The 20717-nt window shown below is 63.7% G+C and carries 19 protein-coding genes; 3 read left to right on the forward strand and 16 right to left on the reverse strand.

Annotated features, from left to right (window positions below; all coding sequences use genetic code 11):
* Position 1: 1 nt before the first annotated feature.
* Positions 2 to 562 carry a F0F1 ATP synthase subunit delta gene (locus G405_RS0106130; RefSeq protein WP_022700631.1) on the reverse strand — a complete coding sequence of 187 codons (561 nt, stop codon included), beginning with the start codon at positions 560 to 562 and terminating at the stop codon, positions 2 to 4.
* 197 nt (positions 563 to 759) lie between these two features.
* Positions 760 to 2940, reverse strand: a complete 2181-nt coding sequence (locus G405_RS0106135) for a primosomal protein N' (protein WP_022700632.1) — start codon at positions 2938 to 2940, stop codon at positions 760 to 762.
* A gap of 124 nt (positions 2941 to 3064) precedes the next feature.
* Between G405_RS0106135 and G405_RS0106140 the strand changes: the two genes are divergently transcribed.
* Both G405_RS0106140 and G405_RS0106145 read left to right on the forward strand, forming a co-directional pair.
* Positions 3065 to 3733, forward strand: coding sequence for a DUF484 family protein (locus G405_RS0106140; protein ID WP_022700633.1), 669 nt, complete (start codon positions 3065 to 3067; stop codon positions 3731 to 3733).
* The gene (locus tag G405_RS0106145; protein ID WP_022700634.1) at positions 3718 to 4665 is read left to right on the forward strand and encodes a tyrosine recombinase XerC; all 948 of its coding nucleotides are present in this window, start codon (positions 3718 to 3720) and stop codon (positions 4663 to 4665) included. The genes G405_RS0106140 and G405_RS0106145 overlap by 16 nt, the downstream gene beginning before the upstream one ends.
* Here the strand turns inward: G405_RS0106145 and G405_RS0106150 are convergent.
* From G405_RS0106150 to G405_RS15185, 13 genes are all read right to left on the reverse strand, one after another.
* Positions 4662 to 5297: a GNAT family N-acetyltransferase gene (locus tag G405_RS0106150; RefSeq protein ID WP_022700635.1), complete on the reverse strand. Its 636-nt coding sequence runs from the start codon at positions 5295 to 5297 to the stop codon at positions 4662 to 4664. The two genes, G405_RS0106145 and G405_RS0106150, sit on opposite strands and share 4 nt — an antisense overlap.
* 46 nt (positions 5298 to 5343) lie before the next feature.
* A complete protein-coding gene (lpdA, locus tag G405_RS0106155) occupies positions 5344 to 6747 on the reverse strand; it encodes a dihydrolipoyl dehydrogenase (RefSeq protein WP_022700636.1) in 1404 nt (467 codons plus the stop codon).
* A 154-nt stretch (positions 6748 to 6901) separates the two neighbouring features.
* Positions 6902 to 7357: a hypothetical protein gene (locus tag G405_RS0106160; protein ID WP_022700637.1), complete on the reverse strand. Its 456-nt coding sequence runs from the start codon at positions 7355 to 7357 to the stop codon at positions 6902 to 6904.
* 123 nt (positions 7358 to 7480) lie between these two features.
* Positions 7481 to 8998 carry a 2-oxoglutarate dehydrogenase complex dihydrolipoyllysine-residue succinyltransferase gene (gene odhB / locus G405_RS0106165; protein ID WP_022700638.1) on the reverse strand — a complete coding sequence of 506 codons (1518 nt, stop codon included), beginning with the start codon at positions 8996 to 8998 and terminating at the stop codon, positions 7481 to 7483.
* Positions 8999 to 9039: 41 nt separating this feature from the next.
* Positions 9040 to 12030, reverse strand: a complete 2991-nt coding sequence (locus G405_RS0106170) for a 2-oxoglutarate dehydrogenase E1 component (RefSeq protein ID WP_028284580.1) — start codon at positions 12028 to 12030, stop codon at positions 9040 to 9042.
* Positions 12031 to 12322: 292 nt separating this feature from the next.
* Complete coding sequence (gene sucD / locus G405_RS0106175) at positions 12323 to 13231, reverse strand: succinate--CoA ligase subunit alpha (RefSeq protein WP_022700640.1); 909 nt, start codon at positions 13229 to 13231, stop codon at positions 12323 to 12325.
* A gap of 3 nt (positions 13232 to 13234) precedes the next feature.
* Positions 13235 to 14431: an ADP-forming succinate--CoA ligase subunit beta gene (sucC, locus tag G405_RS0106180; RefSeq protein ID WP_022700641.1), complete on the reverse strand. Its 1197-nt coding sequence runs from the start codon at positions 14429 to 14431 to the stop codon at positions 13235 to 13237.
* A gap of 115 nt (positions 14432 to 14546) precedes the next feature.
* Positions 14547 to 14888 (reverse strand): hypothetical protein, encoded by a 342-nt coding sequence (locus G405_RS0106185; RefSeq protein ID WP_022700642.1) that lies wholly within the window; start codon positions 14886 to 14888, stop codon positions 14547 to 14549.
* Positions 14888 to 16132: an MFS transporter gene (locus tag G405_RS0106190; RefSeq protein ID WP_022700643.1), complete on the reverse strand. Its 1245-nt coding sequence runs from the start codon at positions 16130 to 16132 to the stop codon at positions 14888 to 14890. The genes G405_RS0106185 and G405_RS0106190 overlap by 1 nt, the downstream gene beginning before the upstream one ends.
* Before the next feature lie 103 nt (positions 16133 to 16235).
* Entirely contained in the window at positions 16236 to 16769 is a 534-nt protein-coding gene (locus G405_RS16430; RefSeq protein ID WP_156861394.1) for a hypothetical protein, read from the reverse strand.
* A 103-nt stretch (positions 16770 to 16872) separates the two neighbouring features.
* On the reverse strand, positions 16873 to 18075 hold the full coding sequence (locus G405_RS15180) for an alkaline phosphatase D family protein (RefSeq protein WP_022700645.1): 1203 nt from the start codon (positions 18073 to 18075) through the stop codon (positions 16873 to 16875).
* A gap of 100 nt (positions 18076 to 18175) precedes the next feature.
* Positions 18176 to 18568, reverse strand: a complete 393-nt coding sequence (locus G405_RS0106205; RefSeq protein ID WP_022700646.1) for a DUF2306 domain-containing protein — start codon at positions 18566 to 18568, stop codon at positions 18176 to 18178.
* Positions 18565 to 19035 carry a DUF2141 domain-containing protein gene (locus G405_RS15185; protein ID WP_022700647.1) on the reverse strand — a complete coding sequence of 157 codons (471 nt, stop codon included), beginning with the start codon at positions 19033 to 19035 and terminating at the stop codon, positions 18565 to 18567. The genes G405_RS0106205 and G405_RS15185 overlap by 4 nt, the downstream gene beginning before the upstream one ends.
* Positions 19036 to 19219: 184 nt before the next feature.
* Here G405_RS15185 and G405_RS0106215 point away from each other — a divergent pair, with 184 nt between their 5' ends.
* Positions 19220 to 19972 (forward strand): LytTR family DNA-binding domain-containing protein, encoded by a 753-nt coding sequence (locus tag G405_RS0106215; RefSeq protein WP_022700648.1) that lies wholly within the window; start codon positions 19220 to 19222, stop codon positions 19970 to 19972.
* Here G405_RS0106215 and G405_RS15190 read toward each other — a convergent pair.
* On the reverse strand, positions 19939 to 20592 hold the full coding sequence (locus tag G405_RS15190; RefSeq protein ID WP_022700649.1) for a DUF2306 domain-containing protein: 654 nt from the start codon (positions 20590 to 20592) through the stop codon (positions 19939 to 19941). The genes G405_RS0106215 and G405_RS15190 overlap by 34 nt on opposite strands.
* Positions 20593 to 20717 lie beyond the last annotated feature (125 nt).

A 20717-nucleotide genomic window follows, 5' to 3' on the forward strand; every position in this document is an offset into this window, starting at 1 on the left:
CCTACGCCTCTTTCATCGTGTTGCGCAGCCCCTCCAGCTTTGTACGGAGGGAGGAGTCAAACATGCGCGAACCGACCTTCACGATCAGTCCGCCCAGGATGTCGGGCCGCACGTCTGTGCGAATGTCCACATCCTGGCCCAATGCGGTTTTTAAGGCCGCGGTCAGTTCTTTCAGCTGCGTTGCGGTCAGCTCATCAGCGGTGGTGACTTCAGCCGAAGTCGCCCCGCGTTTACGCGCCGCAAGCACCTTGAAGGCGCGCAGCATGTCTTTGATATCGCCCGCACGGCCATTACCGGCCGTGACGGCGATGAATTTCTTGGTCAGGTCCTGGGCGTCCAGCTTTTCAGCCAGAGCAGAGAGCACAGCTGCTTTTTCAGCCGCGCCGTACAGCGGGCTGTTCAGGGCGTCGCGAAGATCAGCCGACTCCGACAGCACCGCGCCAAGCGCGTCCACATCGGTCTCGACAGCTTCTTGCACGCCCGCCTCTTCGGCCAGGTCGAACAAGGCGCGCGCATAGCGCTCGCCAGCCTCGCTCATGATCGCATTATCGACGGTGGTCACCGTTCTGCGCCGCTTTCTTCTCGTGATGTGCGTCCAGACCCCACCAGTGCGGCATTGCCCAAACGCTTGAAGGAACTTGGCTTCTTGTCAGACACACGAGAGTTAACGCCACGCATGTCTCACAGCCCGGCGCCGAACTAGCACAGGGGTGCGCGCCCGGCAACACCGGTTCATGACTCGAGGCGCCCATAAACGCGTTAAAGAAACGAATAGGGCTCGATATCGAGCACGACTCTGACCGCAGACGGCGGCTTCATGCGGCCCATCCAGGCGCGCATGAAGGCGGAGACGTCCACATTCCGCGGCGCCTGCACCAGAAACCGCCGCCGCCAGCGCCCGCGCACCACGCCCAGGGGGGCTTCGGCGGGGCCGAACACCTGCACCCCGTCAGACACCGGCGCGGCGCGGGCGATTGCCTGGCAGGCCTCATCAAGCTGCGCCGGGTCGGGACCAGAGACGATGAGCGCCGCGAGCCGACCAAAGGGCGGCAGGCCCAGCATTTCGCGCATCATCCGCTCTGCGGCGAGGAAGCCGTCCCGGTCGCCATTCGCCAGCGCCTGCAGCGCTTCGTGTTCAGGGTTCCAGGTCTGCAGGATCGCCCGGCCCGGTCGGTCTGCCCGTCCGGCGCGCCCCGCCGCCTGCACCAAAGTCTGATAGGTGCGTTCGCCGGCGCGCAAATCCCCGCCTGCGAGCCCCAGATCAGCGTCCACCACGCCCACCAGCGTCAGATGGGGGAAGTTATGACCTTTCGCGGCGATCTGGGTGCCGACCAGAATGTCGATCTCACCATCTTCCATGCGCTGGACGATGGAGCGCACATCATCGCCGTTCTGGGCGGTGTCGGAGGAAAACACCTCCACCCGCGCTTCGGGGAATCGCTGACGCGCTTCTTCGGCCACGCGCTCGACGCCCGGCCCCACGCCGATCAGCGAATCAGGCTCACCGCATTCCGGGCAGGCCTTGGGCTTGGGCATGGAAAAGCCGGTGACATGGCAGACCAGCCGCCCGGTATAGCGGTGCTCCACCAGCCAGCGGTCCGCTTCCGGGCTTTTCATCTTGTGCCCGCAGGCCTTGCACAGAACCAGCGGGGCGAAGCCGCGACGGTTGAGATAGAGCATGGCCTGCTCACCACGCGCGAGCGTCTCAGCCACGGCTTTGTGCAGCGGCGGCGACAGCCATTCGCCCTTCTCGGGCGGGTTTTCACGCAGGTCCAGAAGCTCGATATCGGGCAGCACCGCACCGCCGGCCCGGCTGGGCAGCACCACATGCACATACCGCCCGGCCTCGGCGTTCACGAGGCTTTCAAGCGAGGGCGTGGCGCTGGCGAGCACGCAGACCGCGCCCTGCAGCTTGGCGCGCGCCACCGCCAGATCGCGGGCGTTATAGGTGAGGTTTTCATCCTGCTTGTAGGTCGGATCGTGTTCTTCATCGACGATCACGCCGCGCAGATTGGTGAACGGCAGGAAGATCGAGGACCGCGCCCCGGCGACGATTCGCGCTTGGCCAGACGCCACTTCACGCCAGGTGCGGCGGCGCTCCTTGTCCGCAAGCCCTGAGTGCCAGAGCGCAGGCTCCACCCCGAATCGGTCCTTGAACCGTTTGGTGACCGCCTGGGTCAGTGCGATCTCGGGTAGCAGCACCAGGATTTGGGCCTCGGGCTCGCGCCGCATCAGCTCGGCGATGGCCTCGAAATACACCTCGGTCTTGCCCGACCCGGTCACGCCATCGAGCAGCGCCGCCTGAAATCCGCCCGCCGCCACCAGACGGCGCAAGGTCGATGCCGCCTCCGCCTGCACCGGGTTGAGCTCGATGCCCTCCTTATACGGATCAGGCGCCTCGAACGGCGGATCAACCGGCGCCTCCTCGGCGCGCAAGGCGCCCGCTTCGGCGAGGCCCTTCACGACGGAGGCGGACACGCCCGCACGACGCCCCAGCTCGGCGGCGCTGGCGGGGCCCTGCTGCACAGCGTCCAGAACGGCACGCCTCGCCGCAGTGAGCCGAATGAGGGTCTGGCCGGTGGAATGATAGAGCGTTTCAGTGGGTGAGGGTTTGAGCGCGCCAGGGCTTCGGAGCACCGCGCGCAAAACGACGCCGGGCGGCTCCACCAGATAGCGCGCCGCCCAGTCGATAAACTCGCGCATGGAGGCGCTGAGGGGCGGACCGCCGCGCAGATCATCGAGAGGTTTCAACGAGCGCTTGCCGTCATCAGGGCCCACATCCCACACCACGCCCGGCGCGCTGCGCTTGCCCAGCGGCGCCAGCACATGATCGCCGGGTTTCACGCGCACGCCCTCTGGCACCGCATAATCAAACGGTTCGGGCAAAGGCATCGGAAACAGGACCGAGGCGCGTTGCGGGGATGGGGCGGCGTCGCTCACCGGCAGGCTGATCCTCACAGGGTTTGATTCTGGCTCAGTCTAACAAAGCGCAGGCCGAACGCCTCAGGGTTAACGCATTCACAAGCCTGCTCTGGCACTGAAGACGGGTCAGCATGGAGATCGAATGATGAGCGCCCTGGACACGCTGGATCTGGAAACCCTGCGCACCGCCTTGCGGGCGCGTCCGGAAGTGATCACCGGGGATCCTGAGCTGATGGCCGCGATTCGCGCCGCAGACTCAGGTGACAGTGTTGTCGATCTGGGCCAGCGCCGTCAGAAAAAGCTGGAAAAGGATCTGCGCAAGGCGCGCGCCACCAGCGACGCTTTGATCGCGCTCGCCAAGGCCAATATGGCCGCCCAGGCCCAGACCCACGCCGCTGTTCTGGCGATTCTGGAGGCCGAAGACCTCAGCGCGCTTGATCACAAGCTCGCGGGCCGCGTCGCCGGCGCCTTGAGCGTGGACGCTGTCAGAGTGTTTCTAGAAGGTCATTCCCCGCTGAAAGACGCAGACGCGATTCTGGGCTGCTCGCCCGAACTGGCAGACGGGCTGCTCGGCGATGACAGCGAACGCCTGGGGCTTGTGAACGGGCGGTTCGCTGATGCGCTCTACGGCCCGCTCGGCCCGAACATGCGCTCTGAAGCCATCGCCCGCATCGAAATCGGCGGCCATCCCGGCGTCTTGTGCCTGGCCAGTCGGGATGCACGAGCTTTCACGGCGGATCAGGGCGCAGACCTCATCCATTTCCTCGCCCGGGCGCTTGAACGCCGGATCGCGCCATGGCTGCGCAGCTAGGCGAACCGAATCTGGGCGCGGACGCCGCCCTCACCGCCTTTTTATCCCATCTTGAGGGCGAGCGGCGACTGAGTCCGCGCACGGTCGAGGCTTATAACCGCGACCTGACAGGCCTGTTTGAGTTTCTGACCGGGCATCTGGGCGGGGCTTTGACCCTGAAGGCGCTCTCACAGCTTACCAGCGCCGACTGGCGCGCCTGGCTGGCGGATCGGCGGCGGGACGGGGTCGGTCCGCGCACCCTGCAACGCGGCCTGTCCGCGGCACGCACCTTTTACGGTTATGGCCGTCGCCGCTGGGGGCTGGACAATCCTGCGCTCGGTCTTGTGGAGTCGCCCAAGGCGCCCCGGCGCCAGCCGCGCCCGGTCAGCGAAAGCGCGGCGAAATCCCTGCTGAAGGAAGCCCGGCTCGGCGCGACTGAAGACTGGATCGGTCAGCGTGACGCCGCCGTTCTCAGCCTGCTGTATGGGTGCGGACTGCGGATCTCCGAAGCGCTGGCCCTGACAGGCCGGGACCACCCCTTGCCCGATGTGCTGCGCGTGACGGGCAAGGGCGGCAAAAGCCGGATCGTCCCGGTTCTGCCCGCGGTGCGTCAGGCGGTGGGCGCGTATGTGGACGCCTGTCCCCATCAGATCGAGCGCGATGAGCCCCTGTTTCGGGCCAGCCGCGGCGGCGCCTTGCAGCCGCGCGCCATGCAGGCCGCGATGCAGACGCTGAGATCCCGGTTGGGATTGCCTGCCAGCGCCACGCCGCACGCCCTGCGGCACGCCTTCGCAACCCATCTTCTGGCGCATGGCGGCGATCTGCGGGCGATCCAGGATCTTCTGGGCCACGCCTCGCTGAGCACGACCCAGGTCTATGCCGACATCGAATCAAGCCGGCTCATGACGATCCACGCCGCCACCCACCCCAGAGCCCGCAAGCGCAGCGGCTAGTCGCGCTTGCGCTCAAACAGGCACAGGGTTTCGCCGCTCTCGTCGGTCAATTTCCTAACGAAGGTGAAGCCTGTTTTCTCAAGCACCCGGATCGAAGCGGTCAGGTGCGGCAGGGTCTGGGCGCGCACACAGCTGACGTCGGGATGGTCGAACGCCCAGCCCACAAGGCCTTCCACCGCTTCGGTGGCGAGGCCCTGCTCGCGGAAGCTGGGCTGCATCGCATAGCCGATTTCAACGCAGCCCTGTTCATCAGGCGGGCCGTGGAACCCGCCCACGCCCACCGCACGGTCGAGGCCGTCCGGCGTCCAGCCCATCAGAAAGACCCAGCCGCGCCAGCCGGCTTCTTCCGGGGTGCGATTGAGAATCTCGAGTTTGTCCGCCAGCTTGGGCTCATCATCAGCGATCGGCGGCCAGGCGGGTTCGCGCTGCGCGCCCAGAGCGGCGAAAAAGCCGTCCTTATCGGTCACCTGCAGGCGGGCCAATTCCGCATCAATCGCCACCAGCCGCAAGCGTGGGCCGCGGATTTCCAGCGTTGAACTGGACTGCTGTTGAGTCGAAATCGTCACCGGCAAACCTCCCGAGACCTGTTCGGGCGCGTTATGGCGCACCGCCCCGCAAATGTCGTCAGACATTTTCGTGACATAGTCCCAAACGCACCCGAAGACAGTCTGGGACGGCTTACATCTGCATGGTCCAGCCCTCGACCCCCATGGCCGCCTGACGCACGGCTTCAGACAGGGTCGGGTGGGCGTGGCAGGTGCGCGCGATGTCTTCGGACGCCGCCCGGAATTCCATGGCCACAGTCAGTTCTGCGATCAACTCGCCGGCGTTCGGGCCGACGATATGCGCGCCGAGGATTTCATCGGTCTCGGCGTCCGCCAGGATTTTCACGAAGCCGTCGGTCGTGTGGTTGGTGCGGCCGCGCGAGTTCGCCATGAACGGGAAGGCGCCGGACTTGTATTTGCGGCCCGCTTCCTTGAGCTGTTCCTCGGTCTGACCGACCGAAGCGATTTCGGGATAAGTGTACACCACATTGGGGATGGCGTCATAATTGACGTGCCCGGCCTTGCCGGCGATCAGCTCGGCCACCGCCGTGCCCTCATCTTCCGCCTTGTGCGCGAGCATCGGACCCGAGGTCACATCGCCGACCACCCAGACGCCTTCAGCGGCGGTCTTGAAGTGGTCGTTTGCGATCATGCCGCGCTTGTCGACCTCGATCCCGACCGTCTCGAGCCCCAGGCCTTCCGTGTACGGACGGCGGCCGATGCAGACCAGCACCACGTCCGCATCCAGCACCTCTTCAGAGCCGCCCTTGGCCGCTTCGGTGGTGACCTTGAGCTTGGTCTTGAGCTTTTCGATGCCGGTCACCTTGCGCGACAGCTTGAAGCTCATGCCCTGCTTTTCAAACAGACGCTTGGCCTGTTTGGAGACCTCGCCATCCATGCCCGGCAGCGCGCGATCGAGGAATTCCACCACGGTCACGTCCGCGCCCAGGCGGCGCCAGACAGAGCCGAGCTCGAGCCCGATCACGCCTGCGCCGATCACGATCAGCTTTTTGGGGACGTCCTTGAGCTCCAGAGCGCCGGTGGAGGAGACAATGCGCTCCTCGTCGATCTCGACACCCGGCAGCGGGGTGACCTCAGAGCCTGTCGCGATGACGATGTTCTTGGCGGAGAGCTCGGTTTCCTTGCCGTCCTCGCCGGTGACGATCACCTTGCCCTTGCCGGCGATGCGGCCCTTGCCGCGGACATGATCGACCTTGTTCTTCTTGAACAGGAATTCCACGCCCTTGGTCAGGCCGTCGACGGCGTCATCCTTCTGACCCATCATTTTCTTGAGGTTCAGCGACAGCTTGCCGACCTCGATGCCCATATCGGCGAAATTCTTGTTGGCTTCTTCATAAAGCTCGGACGCGTGCAGCATCGCCTTGGACGGAATGCAGCCCACATTCAGGCAGGTGCCGCCCAGCGTCTTGCGCGACTCGATACAGGCCGTCTTCAGACCCAGCTGGCCTGCGCGGATGGCGCAGTTATAGCCGCCGGGGCCGCCGCCGATAATCACCACATCATATTGATCTGCCATGGGGTACACCGTCATCGGTAAACGCGCGCCGACAAGCGCGCTAAGGAGGGGTTAGCCGCACCCTACTCCTGCCCTCCCCCGCGTCAATGCGGCGAAGGATGCAGGGCGGCTATGCGTTTACAGGTCGGTGTAGCCCCGAACGCTTTCAACCCCGTTACCGAAGCACGCCCGCTTTCACGCCCCAGGCCGCGACCCGCCAGAACGCGACCAGGCTTAAGAAGATCACGAGCGAGAAGATCACTCCGCCGATCCCGCCCATCAGGTCATAGGCGGCGGTGAAGCCGAACAGATAGGCTGCGCTGATGATGTAGAAAGCGATGGAGACCAGAAACAGCGGCGCGGCAAGTTTGGACCGGATAAGCATAGCGATGCTGGCGACCACCGCGCTCCAGACCGCAAGGGCCCAGACCGCCTCATACCAGAGCGGGAAACCGAGATAGAAGGCGAGCTGTTCCTCGGTGAAGGCGGACAGATACGCCTCATTGCCCATTTGTGTCAGGGTGTAATCCATCGCCCCGAAGCCGTTCCAGATCAGCGCCACAACGCCCACGATCCAGAACCAGAGCGGCGTCTTCGGACGCCCGGCTGCAGTCTCAATGTCATCGGCCATCAGAGTGCCTCCCCCAAGGTTATGGCCGTATTCTAAGCTAACAATCGCCCCCACGCCCAGCCCCAAACAAAAAGCCCCGGCCGTGTCCGGCCGGGGCTGATCGCTTGAAACCTGTGAGATCGACTAGATGTCGAGCAGCAGGCGCTGCGGGTTCTCAAGGCTTTCCTTGACGCGGACGAGGAAGGTCACCGCTTCCTTGCCGTCCACGATGCGGTGATCGTAGGAGAGCGCCAGATACATCATCGGACGGATCTTCACTTCGCCATTGATGGCGACCGGGCGCTCCTGGATCTTGTGCATGCCCAGAATGCCCGACTGCGGCGCGTTCAGGATCGGGCTCGACAGCAGCGAGCCGTACACGCCGCCATTGGAGATGGTGAAGCTGGCGCCCTGCATGTCGTCAATGCCGAGCTTGCCGTCGCGGGCGCGCTTGCCGAGGTCCATGATGGACTTCTCGACGCCGGCCAGCGACAGGTCGTCCGCATCACGGACAACCGGCACCACAAGGCCGCGATCGGTGCCGACGGCCACGCCCATGTCGTAATAGTTCTTGTAGATGATGTCCGTGCCGTCGATCTCGGCGTTGACCGCCGGGACGTCTTTCAGCGCCGCGACGCAAGCCTTCACGAAGAAGCTCATGAAGCCCAGCTTGACGCCGTGCTTGGCGACGAAATCGTCCTGGATTTCCTTACGCAGGGACATGATCGCGCTCATATCCGCTTCGTTATAGGTGGTCAGCATCGCTGCAGAGTTCTGCGCGTCCTTCAGACGGCGGGCGATGGTCTGACGCAGGCGGGTCATCTTCACGCGCTCTTCGCGCGGGCCGGTGTCACGCGGCTTGGAGGATTTCTCCGCAGCCGGGGCGGATGCGGTTCCGCCAGACTGCACGGCTTTCAGCGCATCACCCTTGGTGACGCGGCCATCCTTGCCAGTGCCTTCGACCTTGGACAGGTCGAGATTGTTTTCTGACGCCACGCGATTGGCGGACGGCATGGCCTTGGCGTCACCGCCCGAAGAAGACGAAGACGCCGCCGCTTTCGGCGCATCCTCGGACTTCGGCGCGGCAGACGCGGACGCGCCCGCGCGGATCTTGCCGATCACCTGATCGGGCGTGACGGTGTCGCCTTCAGCCACAAGCTGTTCTTCCAGAACGCCCGCCGCCGGAGCCGGCACTTCCACGGCCACCTTGTCGGTTTCGATCTCTAAAAGCGCCTGGTCCTGCTCGACGGCCTCGCCGGGCTGCACCAGCCACTGGCCGACCTGGCCTTCGGCGACGCTTTCGCCCATCACCGGGACTTTGGCGTCGATCAGATCGCCGCCGCCAGAACCACCGGATTTGGCGTCGGACTTGTCTTCGGACTTTTTCGCCGGCTTGTCGTCAGAGGCTTTGGAGGCGGATGCCCCGCCGCCTGCGCCCAGCTCAGCCAACGTCGCGCCGATCTCCACGGTGTCGCCTTCCTGGGCGACGATCTTGGAGAGAACGCCATCTTCCTCGGCGCGCACTTCCACCGACACCTTGTCGGTTTCCAGCTCCACCAGGATGTCGTCTTTCTTCACGGCGTCGCCTTCGGAAACCTGCCATTCGCCGACAGTGGCTTCGGTCACGGATTCGCCGAGGGTGGGGACGGTGATCTCGGTCATTTTTAGCTCTTTCCTAGAAAGGTCTTCGTGCGGGCGACAGCTTACGAGAGGGCTTCGTCAATGAGGGCGGCTTGCTGGGCCTGGTGCTTGGACAGAAGGCCCGTCGCCGTGGAGGCCGAGGCCGCGCGGCCGACATAGCGGGCGCGCGCACTTTTCGTATTGGACTTCTCAAGACAGAATTCCAGATACGGCTCCACAAAGCTCCAGGCGCCCATATTCTTGGGCTCTTCCTGACACCAGACCACATCGGCGTTGTCAAAGCGCTTGAGCTCATCAATCACCGATTTGGCCGGGAAGGGGTAGAACTGCTCGACCCGCAGCAGGTAGACATCATCGATCTTACGCTCTTCGCGCGCTTCCAGCAGGTCGTAATAAACCTTACCCGAGCACAGGACCACGCGGCGGATCTTGTCGTCAGAGGTCAGCGGGATTTCTGCACGGCCGGTGGCCACGTCCGAGCGGCCTTCGCGCACGGTCATGTCCGCATCATCCCACAGCACGCGGTGGAAGCTTGAGCCTTCCGCGAATTCAGCGAGCGGGCTGATGCAGCGCTTGTGACGCAGCAGCGATTTCGGCGTCATGATCACCAGCGGTTTACGGAAACCGCGATGGATCTGGCGACGCAGAATGTGGAAATAGTTGGCCGGCGTCGAACAGTTGGCGACCTGCATATTGTCTTCGGCGCATTGCTGCAGATAGCGCTCGAGGCGGGCGGAGGAGTGCTCCGGCCCCTGGCCCTCATAGCCGTGCGGCAACAGCATCACCAGACCCGACATGCGCAGCCATTTGCGCTCTGACGAGGAGATGAACTGGTCGATGATCACCTGCGCGCCGTTGGTGAAGTCGCCGAACTGGGCTTCCCACATCACCAGCGAATTGGGGGCGGACAGGGTGTAGCCATACTCATAACCGAGCACCGCTTCCTCAGACAGCATGGAGTCGATGACTTCATAGCGCGCCTGATCGCCGCCCAGATTGTTGAGCGGCGTATAGCGCTCTTCCGTGTTCTGATCGATCACATGGGAGTGACGCTGGGAGAATGTCCCGCGGCCGCAATCCTGACCGGACAGACGCACCGGGAAGCCTTCCTTGAGAAGCGACCCGAAGGCGAGATGCTCCGCCGTCGCCCAGTCAATGCCGTTCTGATCGTCCAGAACCGCCTTGCGACGACCTGCGATCACACGCTTGAGGGTTTTGTGGATGGCGATGTCTTCCGGCACCGTCGTCATCTTGTCAGCGATGTCGGTGAGCACGCTCGCCTCGACAGCGGTCTGACCGCGACGATCATCCTCTTCTGGCAGGCCCAGGCCCTGCCAGACACCGTCCAGCCAGTCCGCCCGATTGGGGCTGTAGGACTTGGCCTTTTCAAACTCGTCATCGAGGAATTGCGCAAACTCCTCGACCCAGCCGTCGACCTCTTTCTGGGTGGTCACGCCTTCGTTGATCAGGCGTTGGGTATAAAGCTCCAGCGTAGTGGGGTGCTTGGCGATCGTCTTGTACATGATCGGCTGGGTGAAGCTGGGATCATCACCCTCGTTATGGCCGTAGCGACGGTAGCAGAACATGTCCACGACCACGTCCTTGCCAAAGCGCTGGCGATATTCCGCCGCGACTTTGGTGGCGAAGGTCACAGCTTCCGGATCATCGCCGTTCACGTGGAAGATCGGCGACTGAACCATCAGCGCCACGTCCGACGGGTAAGGCGAAGAGCGGCTGTCCTTGGGATCGGTGGTGAAGCCGATCTGGTTGTTCACCACAAAATGGATCGCGCCGCCGGTGCGGTGACCGCGCAGGCCCGACAGACCGAAACATTCCGTCACAACGCCCTGACCTGCGAAGGCGGCGTCGCCGTGCAGCAGGAGCGGCAGGACTTTTTCGACGTAATTGGACTCATCGCCCTCGTCACGACGGAACTGGGTCTGCTTGGCGCGCGCCTTGCCCAGCACTACCGGGTTCACCGCTTCCAGGTGCGACGGGTTGGGGGTGAGCGACAGATGGACCTTGTTGCCGTCAAATTCGCGATCAGACGACGAGCCCAGATGGTATTTCACATCGCCTGACGCGTAATCCACCTGACCGAGCGTGTCGCCGCCCTGAAACTCGTGGAAGATCACGTGATAGGGCTTGCCCATCACCGCCGCCAGAACATTCAGGCGGCCCCGGTGCGGCATGCCCAGAATGATGTCTTTGACGCCCAGCGCGCCACCGCGCTTGATGATCTGCTCCAGCGCCGGGATCAGGCTCTCGCCGCCATCAATGCCGAAGCGTTTGGTGCCCGGATAGCGCTTGTGCAGGAAGTTCTCGAACGCGCCGGTCTCGATGATCTTCTTGAGGATGGCGATCTTGCCTTCCTTGGAGAAGGCGATCTCCTTGTCCGGACCCTCGATGCGCTCTTGCAGCCAGGCTTTCTCTTCGGGGTTGGAGATGTGCTGGAACTCCACGCCGAAGGTGGAGCAATAGGTGCGCTTCAAGATGTCGAGCATCTGGCGCACGGTCGCCGTCTCAAGGCCCAGATAGCCGTTGATGAAGATCTCGCGATCCAGGTCATCATCTGTAAAGCCATAGGTCGCCGGGCTCAGCTCGGGCTGCTCGCCAAAGCTTATGAGCTTGAGCGGGTCCAGATCCGCCGCCAAATGGCCGCGCATGCGGTAGGCGCGGATCAGCATGATCGCAGCGATGGAATCCTTGACCGCCTTGTGCACGTCCTCGGCAGAGGCGCCGGCGCCTTTGTGCTCAGCCACGGCGTCTGGCAGCGCCATGGTCGCGCTTTCAATATCACCGAGCGCGGTCACCAGTTCGCCATTGGCGGGACGCGGCCAGTCCTTGCGTTTCCACGCCGGGCCCTTGGCGGCCTGGCTGGCGTCCGCCGGCGCATCGCCGACCTCGGCGAAGAAGGCCCGCCAGCTGTCTGGCACAGAGGCCGGGTCCGCGGCGTATTTCGCCGCCATTTGCTCAAGATAGACGGCGTTGCCGCCAAACAGGAACGAGGTGTCCAGGAAAGTCTGATTTTGGGAGGAGCGTTCGTCAGCCATGGCGCCATTCAATCGGCATCTGAGGGGACGCGCGCCGTCTCGGACGCGCGCATGTGGTTTGACCCGACATTTATGCCTGTTAGTTAAGAAATAGAAGACCGAAGCGCCGCAAATCGGAAAAAGCGTCCGCTTTTTACTGCAATCAGAGCATTTCAGTCCTTGCGGTTCAGACATTCAGGGGCGACCGCCCCGTCTCATCAGACTTTAGGCTGAGCCGCGCCGATTTCCACACCGATACAAAAACCCCCGCCCGGATCACCGGACGGGGGTTCTGTCAGATCTGGCGCAAGCCTTAGCCCTTGAGGACTTCGACCAGGGTGTCGCCGAGACGCGCCGGGCTGTCAGAGACAGTGATGCCCGCCGCCTTCATGGCGTCGATCTTGTCTTCAGCGCCGCCCTTGCCGCCGGACACGATGGCGCCGGCATGGCCCATGGTGCGGCCCGGAGGCGCGGTGCGGCCTGCGATGAAGCCGACCATCGGCTTCTTGCGGCCCTTCTTGGCTTCGTCTTTCAGGAACTGCGCCGCTTCTTCTTCCGCAGAGCCGCCGATCTCGCCGATCATGATGATCGACTTGGTCTCGTCGTCTGCGAGGAACATCTCCAGCACGTCGATGAACTCGGTGCCTTTGACCGGGTCGCCGCCAATCCCCACAGCCGTGGTCTGACCCAGGCCCGCATTGGAGGTCTGGAACACGGCTTCATAGGTCAGGGTGCCGGAGCGAGAGACGACGCCGACGGAGCCCTTCTTGAAGATGGAGCCCGGCATGATGCCGATCTTGCACTCTTCCGGGGTCAGGACGCCGGGGCAGTTCGGGCCCAGAAGACGCGAATTGGACTTCTCAAGGCGGGCTTTCACCTTGACCATGTCCATCACCGGAATGCCTTCGGTGATGCAGGTGATCAGCTCGATGCCCGCATCAATCGCCTCGATGATCGCGGCGCCGGCGCCGGCCGGCGGCACGTAGATCACGGACGCGGTGGCGCCGGTGGCTTCCTTGGCCTCACCCACGGAGGCGAAGATCGGCAGGGTGGCCGAGCCATCCAAGCCTGACGTCCAGCTTTCGCCGCCCTTCTTGGGGTGCACGCCGGCGACCATCTTGGTGCCGTAATAGTTCAGCGCCTGTTCGGTGTGAAAGGTGCCGGTCTTGCCGGTCAGGCCCTGAACGATGACTTTGGTGTCTTTATTGACGAGTACAGACATGGCTTAGGCCTTTTTCACAGCAGCGGTGATTTTCTTCGCGGCGTCGTCGAGATCGTCAGCCGAGGTGATGTCGAGACCACTTTCGTTGAGGATCTTCTTGCCGAGGTCCACATTGGTGCCCTCAAGACGGACCACCAGCGGAACCTTCAGGCCGACTTCCTTCACCGCAGCGACCACGCCCTCGGCGATGACGTCGCAGCGCATGATGCCGCCGAAGATGTTCACGAGGATGCCTTTGACGTTCGGATCAGCGGTGATGATCTTGAACGCCGCCGTCACTTTCTCTTTCGAAGCGCCGCCGCCCACATCCAGGAAGTTCGCCGGTTCCGCGCCGTAGAGCTTGATGATGTCCATGGTGGCCATCGCCAGGCCCGCGCCGTTCACCATGCAGCCGATATCACCGTCGAGCGCGATATAGGCGAGGTCGTATTTGGACGCCTCGATCTCTTTTTCGTCTTCTTCCGACAGATCGCGCAGCTCGCGCACATCGTCGTGACGGAACAGGGCGTTGCCGTCGAAGGACACCTTGGCGTCCAGCACGCGCAGGCGGCCGTTTTCCATGACGATCAGCGGGTTCACTTCCAGAAGGGCCATATCCTTCTCGGTGAACGCCTTGTAGAGGATCGGCGCCAGCGACAGCATGTCGTCACGGGCCTGACCTTCCAGCTTGAGCGCTTTCGCGATCTCGGACGCATCGTCGGCGGTGACGCCGGTCAGCGGGTCGATATTGACGGTCAGGATCTTCTCGGGCGTGTCTTCGGCGACCTGCTCGATATCCATGCCGCCTTCGGTGGAGACCACGAAGGCCACCTGGCCGGTTTCGCGGTTCACCAGCAGCGACAGATAGAGCTCGGATTCGATATCCGCGCCGTCTTCGATATACAGGCGGTTGACCTGTTTGCCTTCAGGGCCGGTCTGGTGGGTCACCAGCGTATTGCCCAGCATTTCCTTGGCGTGCTTGGCCACGTCTTCCTTGGAGAAGGCGAGGCGCACGCCGCCTTTGGCGTCGGCGGGCAGTTCCTTGAACTTGCCCTTGCCGCGGCCGCCGGCATGGATCTGGGATTTCACAACCCAGAGCGGACCGGGCAGCTGGTCAGCGGCTTTGGAAGCTTCTTCGACGGAAAACACGGCGATACCTTCGGCGACCGGAGCGCCGTAAGACTTCAACAGGGCTTTCGCCTGGTGCTCGTGAATGTTCATGGAGCAATATCTCTCGCACAGAGCTGAGGGGAGTACGGGCGAGAAACACCCGCACCTAGGCGGACAGCGCGCGTTATAACACCCGTTGAGGCCGGTGCAACGCGCCATTCCCCTATCATAGGGGGGAGTTCGTGTCTTTTACCTTAGCAAAGCGCGTGGTCAGGGCGCCGGCGATCCATCCCAGCCCTCCGCACAAACCCGCCGCCAAGGGCAGAACCAGGTATAATCCGGCGCGGTGACACGCGTCCGGGCCGCCTTGCCGACACCCCTCCGCCATGGACGCCGCGACGTCTGTAAGGCCCAACGCGACGAGCTGCCCCAAAAGCACCGGCGCGCCGGTCCCGATCATCAGCCAGCCCAGCCAGGCCATAAGGCCCAGCTTGCGCAGCCTGCCGCGCAAGGCGAAAGCGGCCAAAGCCCCGAGCAGGGCGGGCACAGCGACGATCAACGCCAACATCAGACTCGATCCAGCTCGTCTTCCGGCGCCTCGATTTCCGCCAGCTCGGCGGACGTGGCCTGCAGGTTGACGAAATGCGATCGCTCATCTTCTTTCACGGCCTCGCGGGCGCGGCGTCGCCAGAACATGCCGGCCGCCAGAATGCAGCTGGCGACAGCAGCGAATAAAAATAATCCGCGCGGCCCCAGAGGCCCCGAATAAGCGACGCCCGCCACAATCGGACCCAGAGTCGAGCCGATCGCCCAGACAAGCAACATGCCTGACGCGATGGCGGGCAACTCCTCCACCCGCGACCGGTCGGCGGCGTGCGCGACCGCGACGGCGAAATACGACAGGCTGGCCGCCCCCCACAGACCCACCAGAAGCGCTGCGAGGCCCAGAGACGGGCTGGGCATCACCACCAGGATCAGAGCGAAGAGCCCGCCGACAATCGACAGGGCCGCGATGACCAGGCGCCGGTCCATCTGGTCAGAAATCATCCCGGCAGGCCATTGGGTGAGCATCGAGCCGGCGTAGATCACCGCCATCAACAGCGCAGCGCTGCCTGCGCCATATTCAGGATCGAGCGATTGCGCCCAGATCGGCATGAAGCCCAGAACGCCGGAATTGAGAAGCCCGGCCGTAAACGCCGCCGCCGCCGCCGCAGGCGCAATCGAGAACAACCGGGTGACAGGGACGGTCTCCCCCGTGGGCAGGCTGGGCTGCGCGCGCTTGGTGAACACGATGGGGGTCAGGGCCAACGCCATGGCGGCGCCCGCCATGATGAAACCGTCGCGCGCGTCAAAGCCGGGCAAGGCGATCAGGAACGGTCCTGCGATCAGGCCGGCGCGTCCGACGATCTGATAGACCGAAATCACGGCGCCGCGGCGTTCGCTGGGCGTGGCGTCCGCGATCCAGCTTTCCGCCACCGCAAACAGGCCCGCCGCGCACATGCCGAAGCCGAAGCGGGTGATCAGCCACCAGATGAAATGATCGCCCAGCGCCAGGAGCAGCGTCAGCGCAGCCGCGCCGCCGGCATAGCCGGCATAGGCGCGGATATGACCCACAGACCGGATCATGTTCGGAGACAGCCAGGCGCCGATGGCGAAGCCTGCGCCGAACGCCGCGATCACGGCGCCGATGGCCGGACGCCCCCAGCCTGCGCCGCTCATCGCCAACGGCAGGGCGACGCCCAGCGCGCCCATGGCGGCCTGCAGGAACAAGGTGGCCACCATCACCATGGCGACATTGCGGTAGATCAGCATGGAGCGGCCCTTACAGATCGGGGTGAGCAATTAATTGCGAAATCATCACGCGGGGCGGCGCAAAGCAACCTGTGCGTCTCAGCGCGTCACCACGATCTCCGTATCAGGCCAGCCGCGCCAGACGGGCGAGCGCCCAGTCAAGGGACAGAGGTCCGGCGCCGCGCGCCAGCAAATACAGCCCCAACGCCACATAGGCCACTGTCGAGGTGAAGGCTTCAGGCAAAATGAACATCATGTGCCATAAAGCGCCCAGCATCACCGCCAGGCCTGTTAGCCGGGTCATGAAGCCAGCAGCCAGGCTAAGGCTGACAAGGCTGGCGACCGTCAGCAATAGGGCGGCCGCCAAGCCTGCATCCACCCGCCCCATGGTCCATAACCGGGCTGCACTCTCAAGCCCGTCCGTGGGCGTGACCCAGGACCGCCACGACAAGGGATCGTCCACGGCGGCGGCGTTCGCGCGCGACCAGCTCCAGACCTGAACGATCAGCACGAAGCGGACCGCCAACCCCAGGCCTGAATCGATCAGGCCCGCGCCCGCGCGTTGCACCAGAGCCCTTGAGGCCCCTGGCGTTTCAGTCCCGGCCTCAACCTCGGTTTCGCCTGTGAACAACCGTTCGAATGCGCTTGCGTCTTTCATATCGTCCCCCGACGCCATCCTTCACGTCCGACCACCCGCAAGCAATTCATCAATGCTTGCAGGCGGTGCAGACACTGACAGGCGTGACTGCCAGGACACGGTGTCAGCGCACGCCGATCTCGGCCAGGCGGATACGTTGCTCCCGGACAGGATCGCCTTCCATGTCCTTGATTTGCAGGCTGAGCTGTCCGGCATCCCAGTCAATGCCGATAACGCCGTAATTTTCCGGAGCGTACATGGCGCCCAGGCGATTGGGTCCGGGTTCGTTGTTCTCGTCAGCATAGGACATGTTCAGCGCCGACGAGGTGATCTCGTAAAGCGGGTAGCTCGCCACATTGTCGCGCCGGTAAAGCCCGGCGGAATGCCGGTCGCCGGACACGAACACCACGCCTTGAGCGCCGGTATCGTTGATCAGGCGGAACAAACGATCACGCTCCATCGGCATGGTGCGCCAGGCTTCCCAGCCATGCCCGTCCGCCAGGACCTGAATGGACGAGACGATCAGGCGCAAATCCGCCGGCTCACGCAATTGATCCGCCAGCCAGGCCCATTGCGCGGCGCCCAGCATGTCCTGATCAGGATTATCGCTGGGAACATAGCGTTCACGCCCCACGGCGCCACGGTCATCGGTCGGGGTCAGCTCGGAGCGGAAATAGCGGGTGTCCAGCATGATGATCTGCACACGCTGGCCCTCCGGGCCGTAGACATGGGAGTCGTAAATCCCCTCGCGCTGACGCCGCGGATCGGTGTCAGACGCCCGCCAGAAATCGAGGAAGAGCTGTTCGGCGAAGCCTTTGAACGGGAAATCACGGCCCATATCATTCATGCCGTAATCATGGTCATCCCAGGTCGCGAGCATCGGCAGCGCAGACCGCAACAGGCGGAATTCGGGACGGGCGGCGAGGGCTGCGTAGTTCTCCCGCAGCTCCGGCAGGTCTGCGTTATAGGCGCGCGCATCGCCATACACATTATCGCCCACATACATGAAGAGGTCATGGGGCTCGTTCGCGATGGTCGCGAGGATGGGAATCTCCCGCTGGGCTGTGTTGCAGGATCCAAACGCGATCGAGGTGAGCACGGTTTCGCTTCCCGGCAAGGCCGGACCTTCAGGCGCCACCGGAACGGCATAATCAAGCTGGGCGTAATACGGCGCCAGCGCCTGCACCGGAGTGCGCGGCGCATCGGTGGATACAAGACTGGGCTGGGCCACAGGCTCGGTCACGTCCGCCGGGACAGGTTCGGAGCAAGCGTTCAGCGCGGCGAGGCTGAACCCGACCGCTGCAAGTTTGAACCATGGCATCGTCATCAGAACCCCCTGATACAGCGTTCCGGTAAACCCCGGACATCAGACGGGCAGGTTTAGCGCGGCCTTGCGTCAGGTCAATGACAGGCCGCGATCTCACCCCTCATCCGCCAAAAACCACGGCATTCATCAAACGCCCGGGCACGAGCGTGAAAAGGCCGGGCGTCACCAGCGCCGCCATGAACAGCACGAACGCAGCAGACCGGTGACGCTTCACATTGCCGACCCTCGCCAGGACGCTCAGCCAGACAACGCCGACGAGCGTGACGGGGATCAGAAGGTGGATCCAGCTGAACTGACCCTCATGGGTGCGGATGAAATAGGCCGTCCCCGCCACCAGCAGCATCAAGCCGACCCAGACATAGCCCAGCGTACGGTGCGGGATCGTGCCTTTGGGGGCGGCGAACTGGACGACGCCGAGCCCCAGCGCGCTGAGTGCTGCGATCGCATGCACCTGGATGTGCAAGGGCGCTTGCAGGAAGGCGTCGATATTCATCCCCGCGCTCCATGCAAGGTGATCGTCAGTTCCTGGGTTTCGCCGGGGCTCAACTCAAACACGGCTTCATCCCAATTCGCACCCCGAAATTTCGGACGTGGATTATTGGAAAAACCATAGCGTTCTGACGGAATGCCCATGAAGTTGGTGTCAAAGTCGTTATTGCCGTTAGCGTCGTGAAAGACCTGGATCGCGACCGCGCCCGATGACAGCTCGGCGAGCCGCACGCGCGCCACGCCGTCGTCCACGTCCGCCCAGCCTTGCGCCGACTCGATCTGTTCGTCCCAATCGTCTTCCGAGGCGTAAAGCCCGACCCAGACTCGCCCCTCATTGGTGCGCAGCCCATCAATCGTGATCTCAAGCGCGGCGGCGGCCACGGCGTCCTGGCTTTCCGCCACAGGCATGAAGGCCAAAGCGAACAGTGCGGCGCTCGCGAGAGCAGCGGCTTTGAAGGAACGGTCTTGCATGTCGTCATCTCCCGGTGTCTGGCGATCCGCTCTCCGCCCCTCTGGCGGCGCGGGATCGCCGAAACACCACTGCCCGCCACGTTGAGGGTGGAAAAGCGGCTCTGCGCGATCGGACTGGACCTGTACGTGAGTTGCAGCCACCCTGCCGTTCACGCTTCGCGAACGGGGGATCAAGGCAAGCTCTATGATGCAGACCATCCTGACACTGGCCCGCAATTGCGCTCGACCTGTCGGAATGGTGCTGGGAATCGGCACGTTCCTGGCGGTTCTTGGACCGTTTGGCAGCTATATGTTCGGCTGGCCGATGGTGTGGCTTTACTGGACCGGGTTCGTCGCGCTGGGCGGCCTGATCGGATACGCCGTCGGACACTTCATGCCTCTATGGCTGCCTCAAGCCCCCCGATGGCTCGTCTATGTGGCCAGTGCGATGGTGGTTTCGATTCCGATCACAGCGGCCGTGTCCTGGGTCAATGTCATGGCCAGCGACCAGGGCGCTCCTGTGAATGTCGCGTTTGTCTATGGCCTGGTGCTGGTGATTTCGGGCTTCGTGACCTCGGTCGTCTATGTGGTCGACCGGCTGACCGAGGACGCAGCGGGCGAAGGCGCCCGTCCCGCACAGGCGGGCGCCGCCTTGATCGACAAGCTCCCTGTCAAACTCAAGACCGCCCGGATCCGTTCGATGAGCGCAGAGGATCATTATCTGCGCGTCCGCACAGACCGGGGCGAAGCCCTGATCCTCATGCGCCTGTCTGACGCGGTCGCCGCCTGTGACGGACTGGACGGCGCGCGGACCCACCGGTCGTGGTGGGTCGCTAGAGACGCCGTTGAAGACATCCGGAAAAGCGATGGCCGGGGCGTTCTGGTCCTGAAAGACGGCGTAGAAGCCCCGGTCAGCCGCACCTATTACCCTGCGCTCAGGGACGCCGGCTGGTTCTGAGCGCCACGGGAGGGATTGCGCAGCAGAAGCCACAGCTCGGCGACGATCAGATTGGGGATCCAGGCGCTGAAGGCCAGGATCGGATAGAACTCGGCGAAATCTAGTCCCGCCGCTGTGCCCAGCCCCAGTTGGATGCGCAGGGTCACGGCGGAAAAGGTCATCGCATAACTGCGGATCATCCAGCGGCGATGCGCGGCGTACTGCCCGGTGACCACGCAGCTCAGCCCCCGCGCCGTGCACAGCGTCCAGACGATGGCGGCCAGCGCAAAGCCCACTCCGGCCACAACCCCGTTGGTCGTACCGGTCGCCAGGACGAACCCCGCCAGCGCCGACACCAGACACGCTGTCACATAAGTCATGCCCATGGCGCGATGAACGCCCGGCGCCCTGGACCGGAGGCTTTGCATGAACTGAAGCGGGCCGATCAACAGCGCCACCGCCCCCAGACCGGCATGAAGGGGCAAGCCGTATGCGCCCCACCGATTTGCCAGGATGTTTTCAGGCAAGCCGGGCATATCAGGAAACACGTAGAGCGAGGCGTAGGCTGCGACCGGCAAGGTCAGCACCGCCATGATCACATGGCTGGTGCGGCTCAGGGCTGATGACGATAAAGATGACATGGCGACCTCCGCGAAATGAACGAATTGGAGTTCAATCGCGGTCAGCGCGCCCCGACCAGACGCCGTTTCGCCAGCCGTCCTGCGGCTACGTCACTGGCGCCGCCCGCACCATTGGCGATGCGCGA

The organism is Oceanicaulis alexandrii DSM 11625 (assembly GCF_000420265.1).
In the GTDB taxonomy this organism is placed as follows: Bacteria; Pseudomonadota; Alphaproteobacteria; order Caulobacterales; family Maricaulaceae; genus Oceanicaulis; species Oceanicaulis alexandrii.

Coding starts and splice junctions, on each gene's coding strand:
- G405_RS0106140 (WP_022700633.1), top strand. CDS start 3,065: ATGATGAGCGCCCTGGACACGCTGGATCTGGAAACCCTGCGCACCGCC.
- G405_RS0106145 (WP_022700634.1), top strand. CDS start 3,718: ATGGCTGCGCAGCTAGGCGAACCGAATCTGGGCGCGGACGCCGCCCTC.
- G405_RS0106150 (WP_022700635.1), bottom strand. CDS start 5,297: ATGTCTGACGACATTTGCGGGGCGGTGCGCCATAACGCGCCCGAACAG.
- lpdA (WP_022700636.1), bottom strand. CDS start 6,747: ATGGCAGATCAATATGATGTGGTGATTATCGGCGGCGGCCCCGGCGGC.
- G405_RS0106160 (WP_022700637.1), bottom strand. CDS start 7,357: ATGGCCGATGACATTGAGACTGCAGCCGGGCGTCCGAAGACGCCGCTC.
- odhB (WP_022700638.1), bottom strand. CDS start 8,998: ATGACCGAGATCACCGTCCCCACCCTCGGCGAATCCGTGACCGAAGCC.
- G405_RS0106170 (WP_028284580.1), bottom strand. CDS start 12,030: ATGGCTGACGAACGCTCCTCCCAAAATCAGACTTTCCTGGACACCTCG.
- sucD (WP_022700640.1), bottom strand. CDS start 13,231: ATGTCTGTACTCGTCAATAAAGACACCAAAGTCATCGTTCAGGGCCTG.
- sucC (WP_022700641.1), bottom strand. CDS start 14,431: ATGAACATTCACGAGCACCAGGCGAAAGCCCTGTTGAAGTCTTACGGC.
- G405_RS0106185 (WP_022700642.1), bottom strand. CDS start 14,888: ATGTTGGCGTTGATCGTCGCTGTGCCCGCCCTGCTCGGGGCTTTGGCC.
- G405_RS0106190 (WP_022700643.1), bottom strand. CDS start 16,132: ATGCTGATCTACCGCAATGTCGCCATGGTGATGGTGGCCACCTTGTTC.
- G405_RS16430 (WP_156861394.1), bottom strand. CDS start 16,769: ATGAAAGACGCAAGCGCATTCGAACGGTTGTTCACAGGCGAAACCGAG.
- G405_RS15180 (WP_022700645.1), bottom strand. CDS start 18,075: ATGACGATGCCATGGTTCAAACTTGCAGCGGTCGGGTTCAGCCTCGCC.
- G405_RS0106205 (WP_022700646.1), bottom strand. CDS start 18,568: ATGAATATCGACGCCTTCCTGCAAGCGCCCTTGCACATCCAGGTGCAT.
- G405_RS15185 (WP_022700647.1), bottom strand. CDS start 19,035: ATGCAAGACCGTTCCTTCAAAGCCGCTGCTCTCGCGAGCGCCGCACTG.
- G405_RS0106215 (WP_022700648.1), top strand. CDS start 19,220: ATGATGCAGACCATCCTGACACTGGCCCGCAATTGCGCTCGACCTGTC.
- G405_RS15190 (WP_022700649.1), bottom strand. CDS start 20,592: ATGTCATCTTTATCGTCATCAGCCCTGAGCCGCACCAGCCATGTGATC.